Below are 23529 nucleotides of genomic sequence, written 5' to 3'. Positions count from 1 at the left end.
GAGCCCTTCGTTCAGCGCGTTCATGGGAATCACGGGGCAACTTCCTTCGAGATCGAAGATAAATCGGACCGTAATGGGCGAATTCAGCGGAAGTCAATGCATTGCCGCACTAAGCCAAGCCGTGGTATTCCTCTGGTCATGTCAGGCAAAGATCGGCTGCCCGTACGGGGGGCGCAAGGAGAGCTCCTGCGCCTGGTCGCGGGCGGCCGGGCCGAATCCCGCGCGGAGCTCGCGCGGCTCTCGGGCCTGGCGGCCTCCAGCGTCTCGCTGCGCGTCGAGGAGCTGATCGACTCCGGCCTGCTCGTCGAGGAGGGCTCGGGCGGCTCGCGCGGCGGGCGGCGGCCCAGGCGCCTGCGGCTCAGCCCCACCGCCGGGGTGCTGGCGGTGGCCGACCTCGGGGCCCACCACGCCCGGCTCGGCCTGCTCGACCTGAGCGGCGACCCGATCGTCGTCGAGGAGCACCCCTGCGACATCACCCGCGGCCCCGAGGCGGTGCTCGACTGGCTGGCCGACGTCTTCGACGGCCTGCTGGAGCGCCACGCCGGCACGGGACCGTCGGCGACCCCGCTGCGCGGCGTCGGCACCGGCGTCCCCGGCCCGGTAGAGCCGTCCGCGGGCCGCGTGGTGTCCCCCTCACGCATGCCCGGCTGGAACTCCTTCCCCGTGGCCGAGCACCTGCGCAGACGCTACGACCTGCCGGTCCTCGTGGAGAACGACGCCAACCTCATGGCCGTCGGCGAGGCCCGCGCCTGGCCGGGCCACGACAACCTCATGGTGCTCAAGGCGGGCACCGGCATCGGGTGCGGCCTCGTCGTCGGCGGGCGCCTGCACAGGGGGCGGGGCGCGGCGGGCGACATCAGCCACGTCCGCGTCAGGACCGACGCGTCCGCCACCTGCTCGTGCGGGCACTCCGACTGCCTGGAGGCGTACGCGAGCGGCGCGGCGCTCATCGCCGCCCTGGCCGGGCAGGGCATGGCGCTGGAGCGGCCCGCCGACCTCGTGGCCCGCGTCGACGACGGCGTGCCGGAGGCCACGGCGCTGGTGCGCAACGCCGGGCGGCTCATCGGCGAGGTGCTCACCGTGCTGGTGAACTTCTTCAACCCCGACGCCGTCGTCGTCGGCGGCAGCCTGTCGGCGGCCGAGCCGCTGATCTCCGCCGTCAGGGCCGCCGTCTACGAGCGCTGCCTGCCGCTCGCCACGCGCGACCTGGAGATCGCGGCGACGCGGGTGGGCCGTGACGCGGCGCTGCTCGGGGCGGGCGCCCTGCTGCTCGACGCGGTCCTGTCCCCCGACCAGGCCCGCGTCTGACCCCCGCCGCCGCGCCGTACGGCGTCAGCGGTGGAAGCGCAGCGTCACCAGCTCGAACGGCCGCAGCGACAGCCGCACCGCCCGGCCCTCCCGCTCCGCCTCCCCGAGGGGGCGTTCCAGCAGGTCGGTCGCGCTCACCCGGGTGAACGGGAAGTTCGCCGTCAGCGTGGCCGCCGCCCGGCCGCCGTGGGCCTCGTGCAAGCGCACCACGACGTCGCCACTCTCGTCGTCGGCCAGCTTCACGGCGGTGACGACGACCGCGTCACGGTCCACGGCCACGAGCGGCTCGACGTCCCGGTCGCCCGGGACCAGCCGCGCCGGCAGGTTGGCGACGTACCCCTCGCGCACCGCGTCGCCGATGCCCGCGCCCGGCACGAGCGCGTGCAGGAAGCGGTGGACGCCCTGGTCGGTCTGCGGGTCGGGGAAGCGCGGCGCGCGCAGCAGCGACGCCCGCACGGTCGTGGTGGTGCCGCCGTCCGCCCGCACGACCCGCGTCACGTCGTGGCCGTAGGTGGAGTCGTTGACCAGGGCGACGCCCCAGCCCGGCTCCTCCAGGTGGACGAAGCGGTGGTTGCACGCCTCGAACTTGGCCGCCTCCCAGCTCGTGTTGGTGTGGGTGGCCCGGTAGGCGTGGCCGTACTGGGTCTCCGAGGCGTACCGGTCGGCGCGGACGTCCAGCGGGAAGGCGAGCTTGAGGAACTTCTCGGTCTCGTGCCAGTCCACCTCGGTCCTGATCTCCAGCCGCCCGGCGCCGGCGGGCAGGACGAGTAACTGCCGCACCGCCGACCGGCCGAACGCGCGGGTGACGCGCACCGAGCCCGGCTCCTCGCCCGGCGCCACCTCCTCGGCCTCCACCAGTTCGGTGACGGTGTTGCGGTAGAACTCGTCCACGTCCCAGGCGTCCCACATGTTGGGGAAGTCGGGGTGGAGCTGGAGCAGGTTGGCCGGCCGGTCCGGCGCGACCGTCTCGCGGCCCGCTGCGAGGTCGTACACGGAGACGACCAGCCCGCGCCCGTCGACCTCGACCCGCAGCAGGCCGTTGTCGAGGACGTGGCCGCCGCCCTCGCGCGGGCCCACCCGGGTGGCGGCGGCGGCCGCGGCGGGCCGGGCGGCGCCGCCCGCGGGCACGCCGTCCCTGGCGTGCGGAGTGGAGTTGAACAGCAGGGACGTCCCCGCCCCCGGGTCGCCGGCGAGCGCGCGCTGCGCGGAGCCGATGACCTCCTCCAGCTCCCGCGCCACGGCGGCGTAGGTCCGTTCGGCCTCGCGGTGCACCCAGGCGATGGACGACCCGGGCAGGATGTCGTGGAACTGGTGCAGCAGGACGGTCTTCCAGACGCGGTCGAGCCGCTCGTACGGGTAGGGGTGCCCGGCCCGGACGGCGGCGGTCGCGGCCCACAGCTCGGCCTCGCGCAGCAGCGACTCGCTGCGCCTGTTGCCCTGCTTGGTCCTGGCCTGGCTGGTGAGCGTGGCGCGGTGCAGCTCCAGGTACAGCTCGCCGGCCCAGACGGGCGGGTGCGGGTACTCCGCCTCGGCCTTGGCGAAGAACGCGGCGGGCGTCTCCCAGGTGACGGTGGCCGAGCCCTCCAGGTCGCGCATCCTGGCCGCCTTGGCGACCATCTCGCGGGTGGTGCCGCCGCCGCCGTCGCCCCAGCCGGTGGGGGCGAGCGAGTGCCGCGCGACGCCCTTGTCCTTGAAGTTGCGCGCGGCGTGGGCGATCTCGCTGCCCTGCATCGAGCAGTTGTAGGTGTCGACGGGCGGGAAGTGGGTGAAGATCTGCGTGCCGTCGATCCCCTCCCACAGGAACGTGTGGTGCGGGAAGGCGTTGGTCCTGCTCCAGGAGATCTTCTGGGTGAGCAGCCACCGCGATCCCGCGGCCTTGATGATCTGCGGCAGCCCGGCGGCGAAGCCGAACGTGTCCGGCAGCCACACCTCCTCGTTCTCGACGCCGAACTCGTCCAGGAAGAACCGCTTGCCGTGGACGAACTGCCTGGCCATCGCCTCCGAGCCGGGCATGTTCGTGTCGGACTCCACCCACATGCCGCCCGTCGGGACGAACCGCCCGCCGGCGACCGCCTTGGTCACCTTGGCCCAGACCTCGGGCCGGTGCTCCTTGACCCAGGCCCACTGCTGCGCCTGCGACATCGCGAAGACGAAGTCGGGCTCGCTGTCCAGCAGCGCCGCCATGTTGGAGGTGGTGCGGGCGACCTTGCGCACGGTCTCGCGCAGCGGCCACAGCCAGGCCGAGTCGATGTGGGCGTGGCCGACGGCGCTGATCCGGTGGGCCGACGGCACGGCGGGGGCCGACAGCACGCCGGCGAGCCGTTCGCGGGCCGCGGCCGCCGTCGCGCCCACGTCCTGCAGGTCGATCGCGTCGAGCGCGCGCCCGACCGCCCGCAGGACGTCCCAGCGGCGCGCGCTCTCGACGGGCAGCTCCCGCATGAGCTCGCCGAGCACCTCCAGGTCCATGACGAGCTGCCAGACGGTCTCGTCGAAGACGGCGAGGTCCATCCTGGCCAGCCGGTACTGCGGCCGCGTCCCGGCGGTCTCCCTGTCGCCCAGCTCGGTGGGCAGGAAGGGGTGGTAGTCGAGGATGACCGGGTTGGACGCCGCCTCGACGTGCAGCCGCACCTCCTCGCCGCCCTCGACGGGCGAGCCGATCCGCACCCAGTCGTTGCGCGGGTGCAGGCCCTTCACCGGGGTGCCGTCGGGCCGGTAGACCAGGCCCTCGCACTGGAAGCCCGGCATGTTCTTGTCGAAGCCCAGGTCGAGGACGGCCTCGACGGTCCTGCCCGCCCACGCGGCCGGCACCGTCCCGGTCACGGTGAACCAGCTCGTGCCCCACGGCGCGCCCCAGGCGTCGCCCACCGCGATCGGCTCCGGCGTGGCCGCCAGGCCCTCGGCCACGGGCACCGGCTCGCCGGGCGCGTGCCAGACGGCCACGTCGAGCGGCACGGACTCGGGGTACACCGCCGGTCTGACGCGCTCGTCGAGCACTCGCTTGAGCCGGTCCTCGACGAGCGTGCGGTCGTCATGCATGCGTGCTCCTGAAACAGTGGATGGTCAACCCTTGATCGCGCCTTCCTCGACGCCCCTGAAGAAGAAGCGCTGGAGTGCCGCGAACACGATCACGATCGGCACGAACGAGATCATCGTGCCTGCCGCGATGAGCCGCGGGTTGGCGGTGAACGTGCCGTTGAGGTACTGCAGCCCGACGGTGAGCGTGTAGTTCTCCGGGTCGGACAGGACGATGAGCGGCCACAGGAAGTCGTCCCACGCGCCGATGAAGGCGAAGATCGTGATGACGCTGAGCATGCCGCGGACGTTGGGCAGGCCGATGCGCAGCAGCCGCTGCCACGCGGTGGCCCCGTCGATGACGGCGGCCTCGTCCATCTCGGCCGGGATCGCCATGAAGGCGGTGCGCATGAGCAGGACGTTGAGCATGCCGATCGCGCCGGGCAGCGCCACGCCGAGCAGGGTGTCGGCCAGGCCGAGGCCGCGGATCGTGACGTACTGGGAGACGATCGTCACCTCGCCGGGCAGCACGAGCGTGGCGAGGAACAGGCCGAGCAGCAGCTTGGCGCCGCGGAAGCGCAGCTTGGCGAGGGCGTAACCGGCCAGGGTGGCGCCGACGGCGTTGCCGGCGATCACGACGGCGGCCACCACCAGCGAGTTGAGCGCGTACGACCACACCGGGATCGTCTCAGCGACCTGGGCGTAGTTGCCCAGGGTGGGGTGCTCGGGCAGGAAGCTCGGGGTGCCGGAGTAGATGTCCTCGTCGAGGCTCTTGAGCGAGGTGGACAGCTGCCAGAGGAACGGCGAGACGGTCAGCGCGAGCATCAGCGCGAGCAGGACGTAGCGCAGCGCCTTCTCGCCGGGGCCCGTGGCGTTGAGGCCGCCGCCGCGCGGGGACCTGGCGTGCGTCCCCATGTCAGGCCGCCTTCCTGCTGAGCCGGAGGAGCAGGAGCATGGGCCCGATCGTGACGACGAGCAGCAGGAGGCTGAGCGCGGAGGCGTAGCCGAGGTGGCCGGTGAAGCCGCGGCTGTAGAGCTGGATGAGCATCACCAGCGACATGTCGCGCCCGCCGGGGCCGCCGGTGCCGTTGGACAGCACGTACAGCTCGGAGAACACGCGCAGCGCCGACACCGACACCAGCACCGAGACCAGCAGCATGGTGTTGCGCACGCCGGGCACGGTGACGCTCCAGAACCTGCGCACCGGGCCCGCGCCGTCCACGGCGGCGGCCTCGTGCAGCTCGCGCCGCACGTTCCCCAGCGCCGAGAGGTAGATGATCATGTAGTAGCCGAGGCCCTTCCAGATCGTCAGGCTGATCGCGCTGAACAGCAGCAGCCAGCGGTCGGTGAGGAACGGCACCGGCTCCGCGATCACGCCGAGCCGCTGGGCCAGCCCGTTGACGAGCCCCCTGTCGTCCAGGACCCAGCCCCAGATGATGGCGACGACCACGGCGGAGGCGACCACCGGCGTGTAGAACGCGGTGCGGAAGAACGTGATGCCCGGCAGCCTCTTCTCCACCAGCACGGCCAGCAGCAGGGGCAGCATGGTGAGCAGCGGCAGGCAGACCAGCATGAACACGACGCTGTTGAGCAGCGCGTCGGCGAGCTGGTCGTCGTCCAGCGCCCGGGAGAAGTTGGCCAGCCCGGTGAAGTGGCCGCCGCCGAGCGGCTTGGCGTTGGTGAACGCCAGCACGAGCGTGTTGAGCGACGGCCAGACGTTGAACACCAGCAGCCACACGGCGGCGGGCGCCACCAGCAGCCAGGGCGTGAACCAGCGGCGGTGCGTCATCAGCCCGCGAGCAGCTCGTCGCACTTGGCCGCGGCCGTGTCGAGCGCCTGCTTCGAGGGGACCTCGCCGCTGATGGCGAGGGCGAACTGCTGCCTGACGAACTTGCTCATCGCGTCGGTGACGACGACCGGCTGCAGCATCTTCGCCTTCGCCAGCGAGGCGAACGCGATGACCTTGGCGTCGCCGGCGTTGGTGCCGTCGCTCCTGCTGAAGAACGGGTCGCCGGCCGACGCCTTGGTGCTGGGGAAGATACTGACGAGGTGGGCGAAGGCGGCCTGGTTCTCGGGGCTGGTCACCCAGCGGGCCAGCGCGACTGCCGCGGCCGGGTTCTTGGTCTGCTTCGACACCGAAAGGCCCTGCACGTACAGCGGCGGGACGCCCATGTCGGGCGACGGGACGACCTTCGGCGCGAGGGAGGGGTTGTCGACGGCGAGGCTGGTGATGTAGTTGCCGCCGCCCGTCGTCCACGCGGCGGTGCCCTCGTCGAACAGCTTGGCGTTGCCCGCGTACGTGTCGGTCAGCACGTCACGCGGCAGCAGGCCCTCCTTGTACGCGTCGCGGTACTTGTCGAGCAGCGCCGCGGCCTCGGGCGTGTTGAAGGTGAAGCGCTTGCCGTCGGCGGACATCAGCTCGACCCCGGCCTCGGCCAGGTCGCCCAGCTCGGGCCTGCGGCTCATGAGGTAGACCTTGCCGCCGGACTTCTCCTTCATGATCCTCGCCTGCGCCACCAGCTCGTCGAACGTCGTGGGCGGCTTCTTCACGTCGAGGCCGTACTTGGCCATGAGCTCGGAGTTCCAGTAGTTGACGTCGGTGTTGAGGTACCAGGGGTAGCCGTAGACGCCCTGCTGACCGGCGTAGGTGTAGGCCTCGACGCCGCCGGCGACGTACTCGTCGGAGATCTTCGGGTCGGCCTGGGCGACGTCGAGCAGCATGCCCTGCTTGACCAGGGGCAGCGCGAAGTCGGGCGGCAGGTTGGTGACGTCGGGCAGGGTGCCGCTGGCGGCCTGGCTGAGCACCTTGTCGGAGTAGCCGTCGCCCGGCTGGTCGAGCCACTCGACGGTGACGCCCGGGTAGCGCTTCTGGAAGGCGTCGATCACCCCTTGGACGTAGTCGGTGAACTTCGGCTTCAGCGCCCACGTCTGCAGGGTGACCTTGCCCTTCACCTCACCGGTGACGGCGGCGCTCGGCGCCCCGCCCTGCGCCGTGCCCTGAGGGCCCGCGTCGCCCAGCCCGCATCCGGCCGCCGCCAGCACGGCGGCGGCCAGGGCCGCACCTGCCCGGAACCTTCGCATCACGCTCTCCTTGGGGGGTACTAAACCGGTATAGTTGCGGGACTATTCACTGGCTAGACTCTCCTGTCAAGAGATGAGACGGATTCGTGAAGGAGCCGCACGTGGGCCGACCGACGATCGCCGACATCGCGGAGCGGGTCGGCGTGTCCAAGGGCGCGGTGTCCTTCGCGCTCAACGGCCGTCCCGGGATAGCCGAGTCGACCCGGGCCCGCATCCTGCAGGTGGCCAAGGAGATGAACTGGCGCCCGCACAGCGCGGCCAGGGCGCTGGGCGGCGCGCGGGCCGACGCGGCGGGGCTGGTGATCGCGAGGCCCGCCAGCACGCTCGGCGTGGAGCCGTTCTTCGCCCAGCTCCTGTCCGGGCTGCAGGCCGGGCTGTCGGCGCGGTCCGTGGCGCTGCACCTGATGATCGTCGAGGACGCCGCGGCCGAGATCGAGGTCTACCGCGACTGGGCCTCCGCGCACCGGGTCGACGGCTTCATCGTGGTCGACCTCAAGGTCCGCGACCCGCGCGTCGAGGTGCTGGAGGAGCTCGGCGTCCCGGCAGTCGTCCTGGGCGGCCCCGGCAGGCACGGCGCGCTGTCGAGCGTGTGGGCCGACGACCGCGAGGCGATGCTGTCGGTCGCCGACTACCTCGCCGCGCTCGGCCACCGGCGCATCGCGCACGTCGCCGGCCTGCCGGAGTTCCGCCACACCCAGCGCAGGATGCGGGCCCTGCGCGACTCCAGCCGCAGGCTGGGGCTGGCCGACACGGTGTCGGTGACCACCGACTTCAGCGACGCCGAGGGCGCGGCGGCCACCAGGACGCTGCTGTCGCGCCCCCGCAGGCCGACCGCCATCGTCTACGACAGCGACGTGATGGCCCTCGCCGGCCTCGGCGTCGCGGGCGAGATGGGCGTGCGGGTGCCGGGCGAGCTGTCGATCGTGGCCTTCGACGACTCGGTGCTGACGCGCATCGCGCACCCGTCCATCACCGCGCTGTCGCGCGACACCGTCGCCTACGGCCGCACGCTCGCCGAGGTGATGCTGGAGCTCATCGACGACCCCGGGCGCCGCAGGGACGTCAGGACCGCCACCCCGAGGCTGACGGTCAGGGAGAGCACGGCTCCGCCCGGGTCTTGGCAAGAGGACTAAACCGGTTTAGGGTCCCCGAGAGATCGACTCACCTCTCGGAGGACGCGTGCCCCTGTCCCACCCCATCCGCTTCGGTGCCAACTACGTGCCTTCGGCAGGCTGGTTCCACAGCTGGCTCGACCTGTCCCCCGACGCCGTCCGCCGCGACTTCGCCGACCTCGCCGGGATCGGGCTCGACCACGTCCGGATCTTCCCGATCTGGCCGTGGCTCCAGCCGAACCGCGGGCTGATCAGGCGGCGCGGCGTCGACGACCTGCTCACCGTGATCGACATCGCCGCCGAGTTCGGCCTGTCGGTGGCGGTGGACCTGCTCCAGGGGCACCTGTCCAGCTTCGACTTCCTGCCGTCGTGGGTGCTCACCTGGCACCGGCGCAGCCTCTTCACCGACCCGGACGTCCGCGCCGGCCTCGCCGCCTACGCCGCCGCCGTGGCCGGCGCGGTGGCCGGGCGCGGCAACGTGTTCGCCGTGACCCTCGGCAACGAGGTCAACAACCTGTACCCGGCCAACCCGACGACGCCCGAGGCGTCCACCCGGTGGGCGGCCGAGCTGATCGACGTCGTCCGCGCCGCCGCGCCCGGCCTGCTGTCCCTGCACTCCCTGTACGACGCCACCTGGTACGACCCCGCCCACCCGTTCCACCCGGCCGACAACGTGGACCTCGGCGACCTGACGACGGTGCACTCGTGGGTGTTCAACGGGGTGTCCGCCGTGGACGGGCCGCTCGGCCCCGCCACGGTCACCCACGCCGACTACCTCGTCGAGCTGGCCGCCGCCACCTCGCTCGACCCGGCCCGCCCCGTCTGGCTGCAGGAGGTCGGCGCGCCCCGCCCCGACGTCCCCGAGGCCGACGCCCCCGCCTTCGTCCGCGCCACGCTGGAGGCGGTCACCGCCAACCCCGCCCTGTGGGGCGTCACCTGGTGGTGCTCCCACGACCTCGACCGGTCCCTCGCCGACTTCCCCGACCGCGAGTACGACCTCGGCCTGTTCACCGTCGGCCACCGGGCCAAGCCCGCGGCCGCGGAGCTGGCCTCGGCGATCGAGGAGTGCCGCCGCGCGGCCCGCACGGCGGCCCGCAGGCCCGCCCTGCTGTGCGACGTGGACCTCAGGACCGAACCCGAACGGCGCGCCGAGGTCGCACCCGGCAGCGCCTTCCACACCGAGTGGGTCCGGCTGCGCCAGGCCGGGCCGCTCGCGATCGTCACCACCGGCCGCGCCGACGACGCCGGCCACCTCAGCGCTCGGGGGATCGACGCCGTCCTGACCCAGGCATGAGAGGAAATGTCCGCATGCGACGAAGACTGTTATCCCAGCTCCGCGTACCCCTGCCGCACGCGCGCCTGCTGCGCCCGACCCTGTCCCGCGCCGCCGTCGCCGCCCTCGCCGTCCTGGCCGCCACCCTGGCCACCACCGTGGCCTCGCTCGGGCCCCTCCCCGCGCGGGCGGACGCCGGGCCGAGCCCCACCCCCGCCGCCCGCGCCCTTGCGAGCGCCGCGGGCGGCCAGCCGTACGCGTCGTACTGGTACCCCAAGACCATCCTGAACTGGGACCCCGCCACCGACCCCGACGCCCGCTTCAACCGCTCCCGGGTGCCGCTGCGGCCCCGCACCTCCGACCCCGCGCTCAGGGCGAACCAGAACGCCCGCGCCGGCGAGGGGCGGATCGCCTCGCTCGTGTCCTTCGCCCCCACCTCGGGCAACCCGTCGCAGGGCGCGCTCGACGCCGGCTACTACGCCTTCACCTACTGGCAGTACGTCGACACGCTGGTCTTCTGGGGCGGCTCGGCCGGCGAGGGCCTGATCCTCGCGCCCAACCCCACCGTGATCGACGCCGCCCACCGCAACGGCGTCAAGGTGTACGGCACCGTCTTCTTCCCGCCCACGGCGTACGGCGGGCAGATCGGGTGGGTGCGCGACTTCGTCCTCAGATCCGGCGCCACCTACCCGGTGGCGGACAAGCTGGCCGAGGTGGCGAGGTACTACGGCTTCGACGGCTGGTTCGTCAACCAGGAGACCGCGGGCGGCGACGCCGCGCTCGCGACCGAGCTGCGCTCCTTCATGAAGTACGCCAGGTCCAAGGGCCAGGTCGAGTTCATGTGGTACGACGCCATGACCGAGAGCGGCGCGATCTCCTGGCAGGACGCCCTGACGTCGGCCAACGACGCCTTCCTCAGCGACCCCGACCGGGTGTCGGACGCGATGTTCCTCGACTTCGGCTGGGGCGCGGGCGCGCTGCGCTCGTCGCGCGACCTGGCCAGGTCGCTCGGCCGGGACGAGCACGACCTCTACGCCGGCATCGACACCGAGGCCAACGGCTACAACACCGGCGTGCCGTGGGAGGCGGTGTTCCCCTCGGGGCAGCCCCACGTGACCTCGCTCGGCATCTACCGCCCCGAGTGGACGTGGAAGTCGTCGAGCGGCCCCGCCGACTTCCGCGCCCGCGACTCGCGCTTCTGGGTGGGCGCCAACGCCGACCCGTCCGACACCTCGACGACGTCGTCGTGGAAGGGCCTCGCGCACTACGTCGCGGAGTCCACGCCCGTGACCGCCAAGCCGTTCGTGACCGGGTTCAACACCGGGCACGGCGACTTCTACAACGTCGGCGGCGTCCGCGTGCGCGACGGCGGCTGGAACAACCTGTCGCTGCAGGACGTGCCGCCCACGTACCGGTGGCTGGTGACGTCGTCCGGGAGCAGGCTGACCCCGTCCATCGACTACGGCGACGCCTACGAGGGCGGCTCGTCGCTGCGCCTCACCGGCCGGCTCGACGCCGTCAACACCGTGCGCCTCTACCAGGCCCGGCTGCCCGTGGCCGCCGACACGCGGCTGTCGGTCGTGGTCAAAACGCCCGCCGCGGGTCCGACCAGGCTCAAGGCCGCGGTCGCGTTCACCGACGCGCCCACGACCTTCGTCACCTTCGACCTCGGCTCGACCGGCGGCACCGGCTGGGAGCGCAGGACGATCGACCTGTCGGCCCACGCGGGCAGGACGATCGCGCAGCTCGGGCTGCAGGCCGAGGGCAGCGACGACGCGTACGACATCCGGGTGGGGCAGCTCGCCGTCCACGACGGCCCCGTGGACGGCGTCGCCGCGCCGTCCGGGCTGACCGTGCTCGGCGCCGCCGACGTCTCCGCCACGAGCAAGTCGCTGCGCCTGTCCTGGACGGGCTCGGGCCAGGTCCACCACTACGACGTGTACCGCCGCAACCCGGACGGGAGCCGCACCTACCTCGGCGCGACCCCGAACGACGCCTACTTCGTGCCCCGGCTCGACCGGGTGGGGGCCGAGACCTCCACGACCGTCGAGGTCGAGGCCGTAGGCGCGGAGTACGGCCGCTCCGCCCCCGCCACGACCACGGTCACCTGGGACGGGACGCCTCCCGAAGGGACCAACCTGGCGCTGGGCCGGCCCGCCACCGCGTCGGGGCAGTGCGCCGCCGAGGAGGGCCCGGCCAAGGCGGTCAACGGCAGCGTGACGGGCGGCACGTCCGACAAGTGGTGCGCCACGACCTCGGCCCCCTGGCTGGAGGTGGACCTCGGGTCCGCCCGGCGGATCACCCGGTTCACCGTCAGGCACGCGCAGGCGGGCGGCGAGCAGGCGGCGTGGAACACGCGCGACTTCACCGTGCAGGTGCGGTCGGCCGCGGGCGACCCGTGGACGACCGCGGTGACCGTCACGGGGAACACGGCGGCCGTGACCGACCACCCGGTCACGGTCACCGCCCGGTACGTCCGGCTGGCCGTGACCCGGCCGACGCAGGGCTCCGACCCGGCCGCCCGGATCTACGAGTTCGAGGCCTGGGGCTCCTGACGCCCTGAGGCCCCGGGCGCCGCGCGGGCGCCCGGGGCCGTCCCGGGCAGGTGGCCGCTACGCCGGCGACGCGCCTGCCAGCATGCCGTTCGGGTCGAGCACGTACTTGCGCGCCGCGCCCTCGTCGAACTCGTGGTAGCCCCGAGGGGCCTGGTCCAGCGGGATCGGCGTGGCGTTGACCGCCTTGGCGATGTGCACCCGGTCGTGCAGGATCGCCATCATCAGCTGGCGGTTGTAGCGCATCACCGGGCACTGACCGGTCGTGAAGCTGTGCGACTTGGCCCAGCCGAGCCCGATCCTGATCGACAGCGAGCCCTTCCTGGCGGCCTCCTCCTTGGCCCCCGGGTCGCCCGTCACGTACAGGCCGGGGATGCCGAGCGCGCCGCCCGCCCGCGTGACGTCCATCAGGGTGTTGAGCACGGTCGCCGGGTGCTCGGTCTCCGCCTCGCGGCCGTGGCCGCGGGCCTCGAAGCCGACCGCGTCCACGGCGCAGTCCACCTCGGGGTTGCCGAGGATGTGCTCGATCTGGTCCTTCGGGTCGCCGAGGGCCACGTTCACCGTCTCGCAGCCGAAGCTGCGGGCCTGGTCGAGGCGTTCCTTGTTGAGGTCGCCGACGATGACGACGGCGGCGCCCAGCAGGAACGCGGAGGCCGCGGCGGCCAGCCCGACCGGCCCTGCGCCCGCGATGTACACGGTCGCGCCCGGCTTCACCCCCGCGGTGACGCAGCCGTGGAACCCGGTCGGGAAGATGTCCGACAGCATGGCCAGGTCGAGGATCTTCTCCATCGCCCGGTCCTTGTCGGGGAACTTCAGCAGGTTCCAGTCGGCGTAGGGCACCATGACGTACTGCGCCTGGCCGCCGACCCAGCCGCCCATGTCGACGTAGCCGTACGCCGAGCCGGCGCGGTCCGGGTTGACGTTCTCGCAGACGCCGGTCTTGCCCTCCTTGCAGTTGCGGCACCGTCCGCAGGCGATGTTGAACGGCACGGAACACAGGTCGCCGTTCTTGATGAACTCGACGTCGGGGCCGGTCTCGACGACCTCGCCGGTGATCTCGTGCCCCAGGATGAGCCCCGGCGGCGCGGTGGTGCGCCCGCGGACCATGTGCTGGTCGCTGCCGCAGATGTTGGTGGCGACGCACTTGAGTATGGCGCCGTGCGGCAGCTTGCGCCCGATGTTGGCCGGGTTGACCCCGGGCCCGTCCTTGATCTCGAACTCCGGATACGCGGTCTCGTGGACCTCGACCTTGCCTGGACCCTCGTAGATGACGCCTCTGTTCTCAGGCATTCCGCCTCCCTCAGCGGACGACGCGGTTGAGCGGTGGGTTCACGCGGTCGTTCCGATCACCTCCCCGGGCCGTGCCGCCACGGCCGCCGCCACCCTCCGTGCGCGGCGTGGCCCCTGAGCTCCTCCTCGTGCGGGCGGCGCGCCTCGGGCACGGTCCCTCCCGGCACGGTCCCCTCGGCAGCCGTCCCCTCCCGGCCTTCCACGCTCTCCGGGCGCGGACCGCGCTCGCCGAGGATCGGCCCCATGGTGCCCTGCTCGACACCGGCCGGCACCTCGCCGCCCGGCTCGCGGGCGCCCGTGATCTCGCCGGCCAGCCCCTGCTCGGCGCCCGCGGGCAGCTCCCGCTCCGGCCTGGCCACGAAGTCGTACACGACCACGGCGACGACGGCGCCGATCACGGGCCCGGCGATGTACACGCCGAGCTGCGCCCAGGGCGTGCTGCCGCCGAACAGGGCGTTGGCCAGGTACGGCCCGAACGTGCGGGCGGGGTTGACGGAGCCGTTCGTGAGCGGGCCGAGCACGAAGATCTCACCCGCGACGGCCAGTCCGATCATCAGCCCGGCCCAGCCGGTCGGCGCGCGCCTGTCCACGGCCAGCGCCATGATCGTGAGCAGCAGCAGGAACGTGCCGAGCGCCTCGAACAGCAGGCCCTGCCAGGGGTTGACGCCTGGCTGGAGCTGGGTCAGCCCGACGCCGCCCAGCCTGACCGCCCGCCCGCCGAAACCTCCGACGATGAGCAGCGCGCCGACGAACCCGCCGATGAGCTGGGCGACGATGTAGGACGGCACCTCGCTCCACGGGAACCGGCGGCCGGCCGCCAGCGCGACGGTGACCGCCGGGTTGATGTGGGCGCCCGACGTCGTGCCGAAGGCGAAGACGGCGACCGCGACCGCCACGGCGAAGGACAGCGAGATGATGCCGAGCCCCGCGTAGTTGAGCGTGCCGCGGCCGACGACCAGGGCCGCCACGATCGATCCGGCTCCGAAGAGGACGAGCAGCATGGTTCCGATGGCTTCCGCGACGAGCCGCCGCGGCAGGTCTCCGACCATCGTGCCCCCCGATGACGATGGTGTCGCTTAGACCCCGAATATATACCCGGACATTTCGGACGAATCATAACCCACGGGCGGCCCGCCCCCCTCGCACGCCGGGACCGGCGACGGCCCGGCGGGAAAATGGGATGCGCCGCCCCGCATCCCTGGCGTAGCGTGTCGGCCATGGCTACGCCACGTATTTCCTAGCCAGGACACCCGCTTCCACGCCATCACTGTGTCCTCTAGGTCTTACGGAGCGTTACCTCATGATCACCGTCAGCGGTGTCGATCTGCGCGCGGGCGCGCGCCTGCTGCTGTCCGGCGTCTCCTTCCACGTGTCCCCCGGCGACCGCGTCGGCCTGGTGGGCCGCAACGGCGCGGGCAAGACCACCCTGCTGCGCACCCTGGCCGGCGACCTGCGGCCCGCCGCGGGCGCCGTCACCCACACCGGCTCGATCGGCTACCTGCCGCAGGACCCGCGGGCCGCCGACCCGTCGGGCACCGTCACCGACCGCGTCCTGTCCGCGCGCGGCCTCGACCGGGCCGTCCGCGCCCTGCGCGCGGCCGAGGCCGCCATGGCGCAGGCCGCGGACGCCGCCGCGCAGGAGGCGGCGATGGCCCGGTACGTCCGCGCCGAGGCCGAGTTCCAGGCGGCGGGCGGGTACGCCGCCGAGGCGGAGGCCGCCCGGGTGGCGTCCGGCGTCGGGCTGCCGCCCCGCGTCATGGACCAGCGGCTCGGCGAGCTGTCGGGCGGGCAGCGGCGGCGGGTGGAACTGGCCCGCATCCTGTTCGCCGGGCACGACACGCTGCTGCTCGACGAGCCGACCAACCACCTGGACGCCGACTCGGTCGCCTGGCTGCGCGGCTTCCTGTCCGGCCACCCGGGCGGGCTGGTCCTCGTCAGCCACGACCTGGGCCTGCTGTCCGCCACCGTGACGCGGGTCTTCCACCTCGACCCGCAGCGCGCCACGGTGGACGTCCACAACACCGGCTGGGACGCCTACCTCGCGCAGCGCGACGCCGACGAGCGCCGCCGCACCCGCGAGCGCGCCAACGCCGAGCGCAAGGCCGCCGCCCTGCACGCGCAGGCCGGCCGGATGCGGGCCCGCTCGTCCACGGCGGTGCGCGCCAGGGACATGGCGCGCAGGGCCGACAGGATGCTGGCGCGGCTGGAGCCGTCCAGGCGCGCCGAGAAGGTGGCGCGGATCCGGCTGCCCGAGCCGGAGCCGTGCGGCAGGACGCCGCTCGGCGCGATCAGCCTGGCCAAGGCGTACGGGACGCACCAGGTGCTGTCGGGCGTGGACCTCGCCGTGGACCGGGGCGGCCGCCTGGTGGTGCTGGGGCTGAACGGCGCGGGCAAGACGACGCTGCTGCGCATCCTCGCGGGCGGGGAACGTCCCGACTCCGGGCGGGTCGTCCACGGCCACGGGCTGCGCCTGGGCTACTTCGCGCAGGAGCACGACACGCTCGACCCGGCGCTGACCGTCCGGCAGAACCTCGCCCTGGCCGCGCCGCACCTCACGGACGGTGAGGCGCGGACGGTGCTCGGCGCGTTCCTGTTCGGCGGCGACGACGCCGACAAGCCGGCGGGCGTGCTGTCGGGCGGGGAGAAGACGCGCCTGGCCCTGGCGGGGCTCGTCCACTCCGGCGCGAACGTGCTGCTGCTCGACGAGCCGACCAACAACCTCGACCCCGCCTCGCGCGGCGAGGTGCTGTCGGCGCTGGAGGCGTATCCGGGGGCGGTGGTGCTGGTGACGCACGACGAGGAGGCCATCGAGGCGCTGCGGCCGGACCGGGTCCTGCTGCTGCCCGACGGCGTCGAGGACCTGTGGGACGACGGCTACCTCGACCTGGTCTCCCTCGCCTGACCGGGCCGCGCCGGTTCGGGGGTGCGGCGGCGGCCCCTCGGGACGGGACGACTCGCCTACCATGGCGATCATGACCGACCGTTGGTTGATCCGATGGCAGCCACGAACCGAGCCGGCGCTGCGCCTGATCTGCTTCCCCTACGCCGGCGGCGGGCCCGCGCTGTTCAGGACGTGGCCGCAGGCGCTGCCGCCCCAGGCCGAGGTGTGCGCCGTGCAGTTGCCCGGCCGTGGGGCGCGCTTCACAGAGCCGCCCTTCACGTCGATGGACGAGCTGCTGCCCGCGCTGGCCGACGGCCTGGCGCCGTTCCTGGACCGGCCGTACGTGACCTTCGGGCACAGCCTGGGCGGGATCATCAGCTTCGAACTGGTCCGATTCCTGCGCGCGAAGAACCTCGGACAACCCGAGCTCATGATCATATCGGGGTGCCGCGCCGCTCAGGCACCACGTTCAGGGCCGCGGATCCATGACCTGCCCACGGCCGAGTTCCGCGCCGAACTCAGGCGCATCAACGGCACCCCGCAGGAGGTGCTGGAGGATGAGGGACTGCTCGAGGTCGTGGAGCCGATGGTCCGTGCCGACATGGCACTCGGCGAACGCTATCTCCACCTGCCCGAGCCGCCTCTGGACGTGCCGATGTCCGTCGTCCACGGCAGCGCGGACGCCACGGTGACCAGAGCAGCCGCCGAGGCCTGGCACGAGCAGACGACAGGCGAATTCGTCGTGCGCGAGGTTCCCGGCGACCACTTCTTCATCCACGACGCCGAGGCCGACTTGCTGCCGCTCGTGCGGGAAAGCCTCAGGCCGTGGGTCCTTCCATCGCCTCGATGAGGCTCTTGGGCCGCATGTCGGTCCAATTGGCCTCCACGTAGTCGAGGCAGGCCTGCCGGGTACCCTCGCCATGGACAACGGTCCACCCGGCGGGCACATCGACGAATGACGGCCACAGTGAGTGCTGTCCCTCGTCGTTCACGAGAACCAGGTAAGTGCCGTCCGGGTCCTCGAATGGATTCGTCATCTCGGCCTTCCCCTTAATATCCCAGTAATTCGCTCAACGCACACTATAGGGCTCGGATCACAGCTAATTAAGGCTTTCAGTAGAGCTAACGGATTATTTCCACAAAGTGTTGCATGACAGTGATCACTGCCGTTAGTCTTCGCGAATCGGCGAGAACCTTCGCGGACCATCGCGCGGATTGACCGAAGGGCATGCGCTGTGACACGGGCCATGGACGAGGCCGCCTCCGTACCTGTCGCTCCCGCTCGGAACCGGAGCCGCGGGTACCCGATCCCGGCGATGGCGGCCTGGCTGCTCGCTTCGCTCGCCGCGCTGCTGTCCGTCCTGCAGATCGTGCCGCCCGACCCCGTGCCCGCCCAGGCCGGCCCGGGCGAGTTCTCCTCAGCCAGGGCGATGGAGCACCTGAAGCAGATCGCGGTGGAACCGCGTCCGACGGGCTCGCCGCGGGCGGCCGCCGTCCGCGACCTCCTCGTGCGCACCCTGACCTCCGCCGGATTCACCGCCCAGGTCCAGGTGACGACCGTCGTTCGCGGCCAGGCGCCGGGAATGTTCACCGGCGCGCGGGTGGAGAACGTGGTGGCCCGCCTGCGGGGCATGCAGCAGGGGCCGGCGGTGCTGCTCAGCGCCCATTACGACTCGGTTCCTGCCGGCCCCGGCGCCAACGACGACGGGGTGGCGGTCGCCGCCCTGCTGGAGACGGCTCGCGCGCTCAAGGCCGGGCCGCCGCTGCGCAACGACGTGATCATCCTGCTCAGCGACGGCGAGGAACGCGGGCTCCTCGGCGCTCAGGCCTTCGTCGACCAGCATCCGTGGGCCAGATCCGTCGGCATGGCCTTGAACTTCGAGGCGCGCGGAGGGGGCGGCCCCTCGATCATGTTCGAGACCGGCCGGGGCAACGGACTGCTGATCAAGGGACTAGCCCAGGCTCCCGACCCGGTCGCCACCTCACTGGCCACGGCCGTCTACCGGACGCTGCCGAACGACACCGACTTCTCGATCTTCAGACAGGCGGACATCCCGGGGCTCAACTTCGCGTACGTGGGTGAGCACGCCTACTACCACAACGCGGCCGACACGCTGGAGAACGTCGAGCCCGCCACCGTCCAGCATCAGGGCGACTACGCGCTGACCTTGGCCAGGCACTTCGGCATGGCCGATCTGAACGCGGTACGCGCCCCTGACGTCAGCTTCTTCACGCTGCCAGGACTGGGGCTGGTCTCCTACCAGAACGGGCTCGTACTGCCCCTCGGCGGGCTCGCCCTGCTCCTGCTCGCCGCGGCCGTGACCGTCGGCGTCAGGCGCCGCAGGCTGAGCGGGAAGGGGCTAAGGACCTCGCTGCTCTTCCTCCTGGCGGGCACGGCGAGCTCGGCCCTGGTTCCGGCCGCCCTCTGGTGGGGCATCACGGTGATCCGCCCCGACCATCAGGTCATCGTCTACGACGACGTCTGGTACGGGACCGCGCTGCTGCTGGCCGCCGCGGGCACGGCCCTGCTGTGGCTGCGCGCCGCGATCCGGCGGGCCGGATCCGACCATCTGCTCGCCGGCGTCGGCCTGGTGTGGGCGCTGCCGCTCGCGGTGGCGTTGGCGCTCGCTCCCGAGGGCGCCTACCTGCTGACCTGGCCGCTGCTGCTGTACGCGGGGGCGCTGCTGTACCTGTACGCCCGGCCCGATCGGTCGCCGGCGGCCCTCGTCCCGGCCGCCGTGGCCGCCGCCGTCCTCTTCGCACCGGTCCTGTACCTGCTGCACCTCACGCTGGGGATCGCACTGATCTGGGTGGTCGCGATCGGTCTCACGCTGGTTCTCTGGATGATGTCGGCCTTCGCCGGCCAGAGCAGGAAGCACCGGTGGTCGCTCCTGGTCGTGGCCGCCGTCGCGCTGCTGATCCTGGCCGGCGACCTCACGTCCGGGTTCACCGCCCGCGAGCCGCGCCCGGCCACGCTGCTCTACGGCCTGGACGCCGACACGGGCACGGCCCGGTGGATCTCGCCCGACCCGGTGCTGCAGCCCTGGCAGGAGAAGCTGCTGCCCGACTCGCACAGCGGTCCCATGCCCGTCTTCTTCCAGAACCCCATGAGCCTGCGGACGGGCCAGGCGCCGGTGGTGCCCGCGCTGACGCCGCCGCAGGTCGAGGTACTGGCCGACACGGTCGCCGCGGACGGCACACGGACGGTGCGGCTGCGGGCCAGGTCCACGCGGGGCGCCGCGATGCTCCAGCTCGTCAACGACTCACCCGTCCGCCTGCTGGGCCTGTCGGTGGACGGAACCGCGGCCGCCGCACCCGCGCCCACCCAGCGATGGAGCCTCACCTTCTTCGCCCCGGCCGCCACCGGCATCGAGGTGACCCTGCGGCTGTCCGGGGCCGAGCAGCCGGTGATCAGGCTGCGTGACCGCAGCTTCGGGCTGGCCGAGATCCCGTTCCAGGTGGGACGGCCGGGCGCCACCGTCCCCGGCACCGATGACGGCGACTTCGTGGTCGTCAGCCGCCGCGTGCCCCTGTCCTGAGCACGCTTTCGTCACCGGTGCCCCCGCCGTGACCGGCTGGGCGGCGCGCTCAGGCGTAGGAGATGCCGCGCCCGGTGGAGCTGATGTTGACGAGGATGTTCCCCGAGGACCGGCGCCGGGCCTCGGCGGCGACGGCGGCCAGTTGGTAGCCGGTCTCCAGGGCCACGGTGCGGCCCTGGGTGGTGGCGAACAGCTCGGCCGCGTCCCTGGCCTCCCTGTCGCCGAACGTCTCCGTCGTGATCAGGCCGTCGGCGTGGAAGCGGGCGACGGGGGCGGCCACGATCGTCGAGCCGAGCCCACCGATGTAGACGTCGTCGCCGAGCAGCCGGTCCAGCCCGTACGTGCGCAGCCGCGGGTAGAAGTCCTGATCGTCGATGGAGTACGCGCCGAGCCGTCCCTTGCTGACGATCGGGCACAGCTCCGATTCCGCGCAGACCACGTCGACCGGTGCCCCATGCTCGATCTTGTCGACCAGGAACGCCGCCGCGATGCCCAGCAGGTTGGCCCCTCCGCCGCAGCTGCCCACCACCACGTCGGGCCGGATCCGGCCGAGCTGCTGCTTCGCCTCGATGCCGACGATGGTCTGGGGCAGGATGAAGTAGTTGTAGACACTGCCGAAGATGTAGCGCGCCCCTGGGCGCCGACGGGTGTAGGAGACGGCGCGGTTGGCCGAGAGCACCAGCGGGTCGAAGCCGGCGCCCTCCTCGTCCGGGCCGACGACCTCGACGCGCGCTCCCGCCTCCGTCATCAGGCGTACCCGGTCGGGCCTTGCGCGCACGCTCGCCTGGTCGATGAAGCAGCTCACCTCGATGCCGAACGCGGCGGCCGCCTTGGCCAGCGCGATCCCCCAGTTGCCCGTCGTCTCCGTGGTGATCTCGGCGACCCCGTCGGCCGCGCAGTGGTAGGCCACCCAGAACGCGCTGTTGGCCTTGTGGTTGGACGACGGCGTGGCCCCCTCGTCCTTGACGAAGATCCGGCAGCCCGTCCCGAGAGCGCGGGCGAACTCCTCCGCCTCGAACAGCGGCGTCGGCCGGTAGCCGGTGAAGAGGTCGAGGAGGTGACCGGGGATGGGCACCGAGGGCCGCGAGGACAGCTCCAGTGCCGCAAGCGACGGAGGCAGCGCGTCGCGGAGCCTTTCCGCGCTGATCGGCGACCTGGTGACGGGATCGAGCACGGTGCCGGGACAGTAGGCGGACAGGTTGATCAGTTCGGCGGTCATGCTGTGCCTTTCCTCAAAGGATCACTCGGGAGGGCGCGCTCGCCCGCAGGGCACGGGACTTGCGCAGGTCTCTGGTCACCATGACCCTGCGCAGCCAGCGGTCGGTGCCGTCGTAGCGGGCGGTGAAGGGTTTCCTGCCGTGCACGGCACGGTAGTTGTCGATCAGGCACGCGTCTCCCGGCTCCAGCACCACGTCGACCAGGGATTCGCCGAGCCGCTCCGCCAGCCGCCGCAGGGCCGAGGCCGCGGGCTCATCGCTGCCGCGCATGTACGCGGGGTCGATGCGCAGATACGGCGCGCGCGGGTGGCCGAACAGCACTCGCACCACCCGCTCCCCGGTCCAGTCGGTGGCCGCCTCGTCCCCGGTCAGCGTGGCGCTGTTCCTGCGCAGCTCGTCGTCGGCCCAGAGGCGGAAGCGGGGCTGTGACAGGATCGCCGCGTCGCTCTCCGGCAGCCGGCTGAGGTCGACGGCCCCCACCGTGGTGGGGGTCCGGTCCGGGTTACGCAGGCAGAGCAGCCCCAGGTAGTCGCAGCGCATGTCGTGGAAGGCGTCCTCGCCGTGGAACTCCAGGCAGACGTCGCTGCTGTGGCCGGTCTGCTCCTGTTCGCCGCCGGGAATCGGCAGCACGCTGCTGACGAGCCGCCCTTCCTGCAGCGTGCGCCAGCCGAACGGCTCGCCCAGCACCGATCCGAGCAGCATCAGATACAGGTCGGGCACCAGCGTGGCGGCGGGGTCCGCCGCGCGCCAGTGCAACGGGGTCGGGGCCAGGTCCTCCGGGACGGGGAATCCCCGCACGACCGTGACGGGCGCCGACTCCTCCAGCATCAGCCGGCGCAGTGCGAGCACCAGGTGCTCGGGCAGCAGCGCCGCCAGCATCGGCATCCCGCGCAGGAAGTCCTCGTCCTCCACGCCGGTGTACCGCTCGGCTGTCGCCTCGATCGCCGCGCGCAGCCCGGCGCCTTCAGCGCTCACGTCGACGACCCGCACGATCCCCATCACACGCTCCCGTCCACTCGTTCCTGCGCGACGTCCTGCCTGGCCGCGTCGGACAGCTCCGACTCCACGAGCCTGACCCGCGGGTTCGCGTACGCCGCCCCCGCCGCGGCGATCATCAGGACGCCCAGGCAGGACAGCAGGAACGCGGCCCGGCCCGCTCCCGTCTCGGCCAGCGCCCCGATCAGCAGGTACGCGATCGGCACGCACGACTGGGCGATCATGCGGCGGGCCGAGAAGACCCTGCCCTGCAGCGCGGGTTCCACCTTGACCTGCCAGATCGTCTGGCTGGACGCGTTGACCACCGGAATGCACAGGAAGTAGGCGAAGGACACGACGCCGAAGACCACCACCCCCGGCCAGGCGCCCGCGGCCACGAGCAGCCCGCCCCCCGCGGCGGCGGCCACGACGATCAGGGGCACCCGGCGGGCCGAGCCGCCGCCCCAGATCGACATGAGCAGCCCGCCCGCCAGCATGCCGGCGCCGCCGATCGTCCCGATCAGCCCGAGCGTCGTGACGGGGGCGACGGACAGCACGAGCGGCGTCACGAGCACGGTGACGCCGCCGGTGGCGAAGTTGCAGATCGCGAAGAACACCAGCAGCCCGAGCAGCCCTCGCCGCGCCAGGATGTAGCGCCACCCCAGCGCGATCTCGTGCCCGAGGGACCGCGCGGTCTCCCGTTCCGCTGGGACGTCGGGAATCCTGACCACGGCCAGGGTCAGCACGGCGCAGCCGAACGACGCGAAGTCCATCACGACCACGGCGCCCAGCCCCGGCCCGCTCAGCAGCACGGCCCCGAGCAACGGCGCGCTCAGCTCGGCGATCGCCTGCCCGGTGCCGATCAGCCCGTTGGCCCGGCCGAGGTGCTGTCGGGGCACGAGCGCGGAGATGGCGGCGGTCAGGGCGGGCCACTGGAAGGCGGCGCAGAGCGAGGCGACGGCCTGGAAGGCGTACACCTGCCAGACCTGCAGGTCACCCAGCGTGTACGCGAGGACGACGCCGCCCATGGCCAGACCGGCCGCCCCGTCGGCCGCCAGCAGCACGGTGCGCCGGTTCCACCGGTCGATGACCACCCCGGCGAGCGGGGCGGCCACGATGCCCGGCAGGAAGCCGCAGATCAGGCTCACACCGAACCTGGCCACCGAGCCGGTCTCCTGGTAGACCCAGAGGCTGAGCGCGAAGCCGCTGGTCGCGGATCCCATCATGGAGACGAGCTGGCCGACCCAGATCACCGTGAACGCCGGCATTCCCTTGGGGGCGCGTGACAT

The 23529-nt window shown here is 72.4% G+C and carries 17 protein-coding genes; 7 read left to right on the top strand and 10 right to left on the bottom strand.

What is annotated here, in order from left to right:
• The first annotated feature begins 138 nt into the window (after positions 1-138).
• Positions 139-1308 (top strand): ROK family protein, encoded by a 1170-nt coding sequence (locus BMX74_RS03545; RefSeq protein WP_091098235.1) that lies wholly within the window; start codon positions 139-141, stop codon positions 1306-1308.
• A gap of 24 nt (positions 1309-1332) precedes the next feature.
• Here BMX74_RS03545 and BMX74_RS03540 read toward each other — a convergent pair whose 3' ends face one another.
• The 4 genes from BMX74_RS03540 to BMX74_RS03525 are packed head-to-tail and all read right to left on the bottom strand — an operon-like array spanning position 1333 to position 7401.
• Positions 1333-4344 carry an alpha-mannosidase gene (locus tag BMX74_RS03540; RefSeq protein WP_091098234.1) on the bottom strand — a complete coding sequence of 1004 codons (3012 nt, stop codon included), beginning with the start codon at positions 4342-4344 and terminating at the stop codon, positions 1333-1335.
• 24 nt (positions 4345-4368) lie between these two features.
• Positions 4369-5235, bottom strand: a complete 867-nt coding sequence (locus BMX74_RS03535; RefSeq protein ID WP_091098232.1) for a carbohydrate ABC transporter permease — start codon at positions 5233-5235, stop codon at positions 4369-4371.
• A gap of 1 nt (position 5236) precedes the next feature.
• Entirely contained in the window at positions 5237-6109 is an 873-nt protein-coding gene (locus tag BMX74_RS03530) for a carbohydrate ABC transporter permease (protein ID WP_091098229.1), read from the bottom strand.
• Complete coding sequence (locus tag BMX74_RS03525) at positions 6109-7401, bottom strand: ABC transporter substrate-binding protein (RefSeq protein WP_091098228.1); 1293 nt, start codon at positions 7399-7401, stop codon at positions 6109-6111. The genes BMX74_RS03530 and BMX74_RS03525 overlap by 1 nt, the downstream gene beginning before the upstream one ends.
• 101 nt (positions 7402-7502) lie before the next feature.
• Between BMX74_RS03525 and BMX74_RS03520 the strand changes: the two genes are divergently transcribed.
• Genes BMX74_RS03520 through BMX74_RS03510 form a run of 3 tightly spaced genes read left to right on the top strand, consistent with a single transcriptional unit; the run spans position 7503 to position 12341 of the window.
• On the top strand, positions 7503-8534 hold the full coding sequence (locus BMX74_RS03520; protein ID WP_055503797.1) for a LacI family DNA-binding transcriptional regulator: 1032 nt from the start codon (positions 7503-7505) through the stop codon (positions 8532-8534).
• 46 nt (positions 8535-8580) lie between these two features.
• Positions 8581-9807, top strand: coding sequence for a glycoside hydrolase 5 family protein (locus tag BMX74_RS03515; RefSeq protein WP_082534637.1), 1227 nt, complete (start codon positions 8581-8583; stop codon positions 9805-9807).
• Between the two features lie 14 nt (positions 9808-9821).
• Entirely contained in the window at positions 9822-12341 is a 2520-nt protein-coding gene (locus BMX74_RS03510; protein WP_091098225.1) for an endo-beta-N-acetylglucosaminidase, read from the top strand.
• A 57-nt stretch (positions 12342-12398) separates the two neighbouring features.
• Here BMX74_RS03510 and fdhA read toward each other — a convergent pair whose 3' ends face one another.
• Together fdhA and BMX74_RS03500 are read right to left on the bottom strand one after the other, a co-directional pair.
• On the bottom strand, positions 12399-13628 hold the full coding sequence (fdhA, locus tag BMX74_RS03505) for a formaldehyde dehydrogenase, glutathione-independent (RefSeq protein WP_091098224.1): 1230 nt from the start codon (positions 13626-13628) through the stop codon (positions 12399-12401).
• 56 nt (positions 13629-13684) lie between these two features.
• Positions 13685-14677 carry an MIP/aquaporin family protein gene (locus BMX74_RS03500; RefSeq protein WP_091098221.1) on the bottom strand — a complete coding sequence of 331 codons (993 nt, stop codon included), beginning with the start codon at positions 14675-14677 and terminating at the stop codon, positions 13685-13687.
• Positions 14678-14928: 251 nt separating this feature from the next.
• Here BMX74_RS03500 and BMX74_RS03495 point away from each other — a divergent pair, with 251 nt between their 5' ends.
• Together BMX74_RS03495 and BMX74_RS03490 are read left to right on the top strand one after the other, a co-directional pair.
• Positions 14929-16530 (top strand): ABC-F family ATP-binding cassette domain-containing protein, encoded by a 1602-nt coding sequence (locus BMX74_RS03495; RefSeq protein ID WP_055501590.1) that lies wholly within the window; start codon positions 14929-14931, stop codon positions 16528-16530.
• Between the two features lie 70 nt (positions 16531-16600).
• The gene (locus BMX74_RS03490; protein ID WP_177227200.1) at positions 16601-17359 is read left to right on the top strand and encodes a thioesterase II family protein; all 759 of its coding nucleotides are present in this window, start codon (positions 16601-16603) and stop codon (positions 17357-17359) included.
• Here BMX74_RS03490 and BMX74_RS03485 read toward each other — a convergent pair.
• Positions 17328-17546 carry an MbtH family protein gene (locus BMX74_RS03485; protein WP_091098215.1) on the bottom strand — a complete coding sequence of 73 codons (219 nt, stop codon included), beginning with the start codon at positions 17544-17546 and terminating at the stop codon, positions 17328-17330. The genes BMX74_RS03490 and BMX74_RS03485 overlap by 32 nt on opposite strands.
• A gap of 279 nt (positions 17547-17825) precedes the next feature.
• Here BMX74_RS03485 and BMX74_RS03480 point away from each other — a divergent pair, with 279 nt between their 5' ends.
• Positions 17826-20048 (top strand): M28 family peptidase, encoded by a 2223-nt coding sequence (locus tag BMX74_RS03480; RefSeq protein ID WP_177227198.1) that lies wholly within the window; start codon positions 17826-17828, stop codon positions 20046-20048.
• A 49-nt stretch (positions 20049-20097) separates the two neighbouring features.
• Here BMX74_RS03480 and BMX74_RS03475 read toward each other — a convergent pair whose 3' ends face one another.
• The 3 genes from BMX74_RS03475 to BMX74_RS03465 are packed head-to-tail and all read right to left on the bottom strand — an operon-like array spanning position 20098 to position 23529.
• A complete protein-coding gene (locus tag BMX74_RS03475; protein ID WP_091098211.1) occupies positions 20098-21267 on the bottom strand; it encodes a pyridoxal-phosphate dependent enzyme in 1170 nt (389 codons plus the stop codon).
• 13 nt (positions 21268-21280) lie between these two features.
• Positions 21281-22264, bottom strand: a complete 984-nt coding sequence (gene gntD / locus BMX74_RS03470; protein WP_091098209.1) for a guanitoxin biosynthesis L-enduracididine beta-hydroxylase GntD — start codon at positions 22262-22264, stop codon at positions 21281-21283.
• Complete coding sequence (locus BMX74_RS03465) at positions 22264-23529, bottom strand: MFS transporter (protein WP_091098207.1); 1266 nt, start codon at positions 23527-23529, stop codon at positions 22264-22266. The genes gntD and BMX74_RS03465 overlap by 1 nt, the downstream gene beginning before the upstream one ends.

Origin of the sequence: Nonomuraea pusilla (assembly GCF_900109355.1) — a bacterium.
GTDB classification, from domain to species: Bacteria; Actinomycetota; Actinomycetes; order Streptosporangiales; family Streptosporangiaceae; genus Nonomuraea; species Nonomuraea pusilla.
Note: the sequence above shows the minus strand (reverse complement) of the source record. Positions and strands in the feature narration are given on the sequence as shown.